Source organism: Micromonospora sp. NPDC003776, assembly GCF_053605645.1.
In genome coordinates, this window is the sequence record NZ_JBSGJR010000746.1 from 1 (window position 1) to 2,804 (window position 2,804).

The window sequence follows — 2,804 nt, forward strand, 5'->3', positions numbered from 1 at the left end:
GGCGCGCGCCGACGGGGCCTCGTCACCGGCGTTGTCCAGGACCAGCGAGCGGATCCGCTCGCCGATGCCCGTGGCGCCCGGCTCCCGGGTGACCACCACGTCCCGGCCCTGCTCGCGCAGCCGCTCGGCGAGCGCGGCGAGCTGGGTGGACTTGCCGGCGCCCTCGCCGCCCTCGAAGACCACGAACAGCCCGCTGGAGACGAAGTGCTCGGCCGGCATCAGCGGGCGGCCGCGGATCGAGCCCCAGAGGTCGGCCAGGACCGGCACGCCCTTCTTGTCGTCCATCTGCCCGAACGCGCTGATTCCGGCGAAGATGCCGGCCGCGCCGGCGGCGAGCAGGAGCAGGCGGGTCGAGGAGACGGAGATGCCCAGGTCGGCGATGGTCAGCTGGCGCGAGCCGCCGACGCCGACCAGGAGGCTGCTGAGCGCGATGGCCAGGATCAGCACCAGCCGGGTGCCGATCTGCACCACCGCGAAGACCCGGCCGCGGACCTCGTCGGCGACCTCGCCGCCGAGCAGGGTGGTGCCGGCCAGGAAGGCCATGCCGGCGCCCGCGCCGACCAGGATCGCGCCGACCATCGCCATGGAGAGGTGGATGGCGAAGGCGAGCACCAGCACCGAGGCGCTGGCCAGCACGATGCTCATGCCGAACCAGCGCCGCCGGGACATGTCCCGGACGATCAGCGGGCCGGCCCCGATGCCGACCGCGAGACCGACGAAGATCGCGCCGAAGAGCAGGTAGAAGGCGGCGTCGCCGGCGCCGAGCGAGGCGGCGAAGAACTTGGCCGTGCCGATGACGATGCCGCCGCCGGCGAACGCCCCGAAGATGCCGAGGACCAGGCCGCGGACCAGCGGCGTCTGCCGGATGAACGTCCAGCCCTCGGTGAACTGGCGCATCATGCTCTGCTCGGTGCGCTCGCGTTCGTCCGTCCGGCCCTGGCTGATCTCCTTGATCCCGAAGGCCACCACGATCGCGGTGGCGAGCCGGGAGAAGGCGTTGAACCACAGCGCGAGCTGGGCCGGCTCGGCCCAGTTGGGGATCTCCCCGCCGGTCAGCCCGCGGACGCTGCGGTCCAGCACCGAGAGGCTGATCGCGGCGAGCACCGGGGTGAGGCCGTACGTGGTGATGAGGGTGAGCTGGTTGGCCGTCTCCAGCCGGGCGCGCGGGATCAGGTTGGGGACCGCGGCCTCCTTGGCCGGGATCCAGAGCAGGGTGATCGTCTCGATCAGGAAGGTGGCGACCGCCGCCCAGCTGACCACCACGCCGCCGCTGGCGCCGGTGAGCGCGAGCAGTGGGATGGAGGCGAAGAGCACGAAGCGCAGCAGGTCGCAGATGACCATCGTCCAGCGCCGGTCGAACCGGTCGGCGAAGACGCCGGCCACCGGGCCGAGCAGCAGCGCGGGCAGCAGCCGGACCGCGATCAGGCTGCCGAAGGCGGCACCCTTGGCGGTGCTGCCGGAGACCTGCGCGGCGGCGAAGACGGAGGTGGCGAGCAGGCCGAGCCAGTCGCCGAAGGAGGCCGCGCCGAGCACGATCCAGAGCCGGCGGAACGGCCGGATGCGCAGCACCGAGCGGATGGCGGCGGCTCCCGACCGGTCGGCCTGCGCCGCGGTCGACGACACGCCGGACGACTCGCCGTTCTTCTGGCTTTCGATGGCCGTACCTCCACGTGCCGACCCAGAGCTGGGCCTCTCCGGTGGAACACTCTAGTCGCGGCGAGAAGCGTCCCCCTCCGCGACATTCGCCTGCTCGCTGAGCCTAGGCCGCGGGTACCACCGACCGCAGCCCGGACAGACGCGAGGGTATTTCGCATTGACGCCCAGACAGTTAGCGTGCAAACGTGGCCACCGACAGTGACAAACTTCGCGATCGTCTCGAACGGGCGACCGCTCACCTCGACCCGCCGTACGCCGTGGTCGATCTGTCCGCCTTCGACGCCAACGCGGAGGCGCTGGTCAACCGGGCCGCCGGGAAGCCGGTCCGGGTCGCCAGCAAATCCGTGCGGGTACGCGACCTGCTGACCCGGGTGCTCGACCGCCCCGGCTGGCGCGGCGTGATGGCGTTCACCCTGCCCGAGGCGCTCTGGCTGGCCCGCACCGGCGTCAGCGACGACGTGCTGGTCGCCTATCCGACCGCCGACCGCAATGCGCTCGCCGAACTGGCCGCCGACCCGGCGCTCGCCGCCGCGGTGACCCTGATGGTCGACGACGCCGCCCAGCTCGACCTGGTCGACCAGGTGTGCCCGCCCGGGCGGCGGCCACCCCTGCGGGTCTGCCTCGACCTGGACGCCTCCTGGCGCCCGATCGGCGGCCGGGTGCACGTGGGCGTCCGGCGCTCCCCGGTGCACAGCGCCGGGGCGGCCGGCGCGTTCGCCGCCGCCGTCGCCGGCCGGCCCGGCTTCCGGCTGGTCGGGCTGATGTCGTACGAGGCGCAGATCGCCGGGCTCGGCGACGCCCCGCCCGGGCAGGCGGTGCTCGGCACGGCGATCCGGGTCGCCCAGCGCGGGTCGTACCGGGAACTGCTGGCCCGGCGCGCGGCGGCGGTCGCCGCGGTACGCGAGCACGCCGACCTGGAGTTCGTCAACGGCGGCGGCACCGGCAGCGTGGCCGCCACCAGCGCCGACCCCGCGGTCACCGAGGTCACCGCGGGCTCGGGCCTCTACGGGCCGACGCTCTTCGACGCGTACCGCGCCTGGCGCCCGACCCCGGCGGCGTTCTTCGCCTGCGCGGTGGTCCGCCGGCCCGGGCCCGGGCTGGCCACCGTGCTCGGCGGCGGCTGGATAGCCTCCCGCCAGATCGGAAGA

2 protein-coding genes are annotated in these 2,804 nt (G+C 73.9%); one reads left to right on the plus strand and one right to left on the minus strand.

The features are described from left to right. The coding region (locus tag ACWEVO_RS34315) for a bifunctional MFS transporter/dTMP kinase (RefSeq protein WP_452311572.1) at nucleotides 1-1,569 on the minus strand (1,569 nt) is incomplete at its 3' end. 272 nt (nucleotides 1,570-1,841) lie between these two features. Between ACWEVO_RS34315 and ACWEVO_RS34320 the strand changes: the two genes are divergently transcribed. Next, a partial coding sequence (locus ACWEVO_RS34320; protein ID WP_452311571.1) for an alanine racemase occupies nucleotides 1,842-2,804 on the plus strand: 963 nt, incomplete at its 3' end.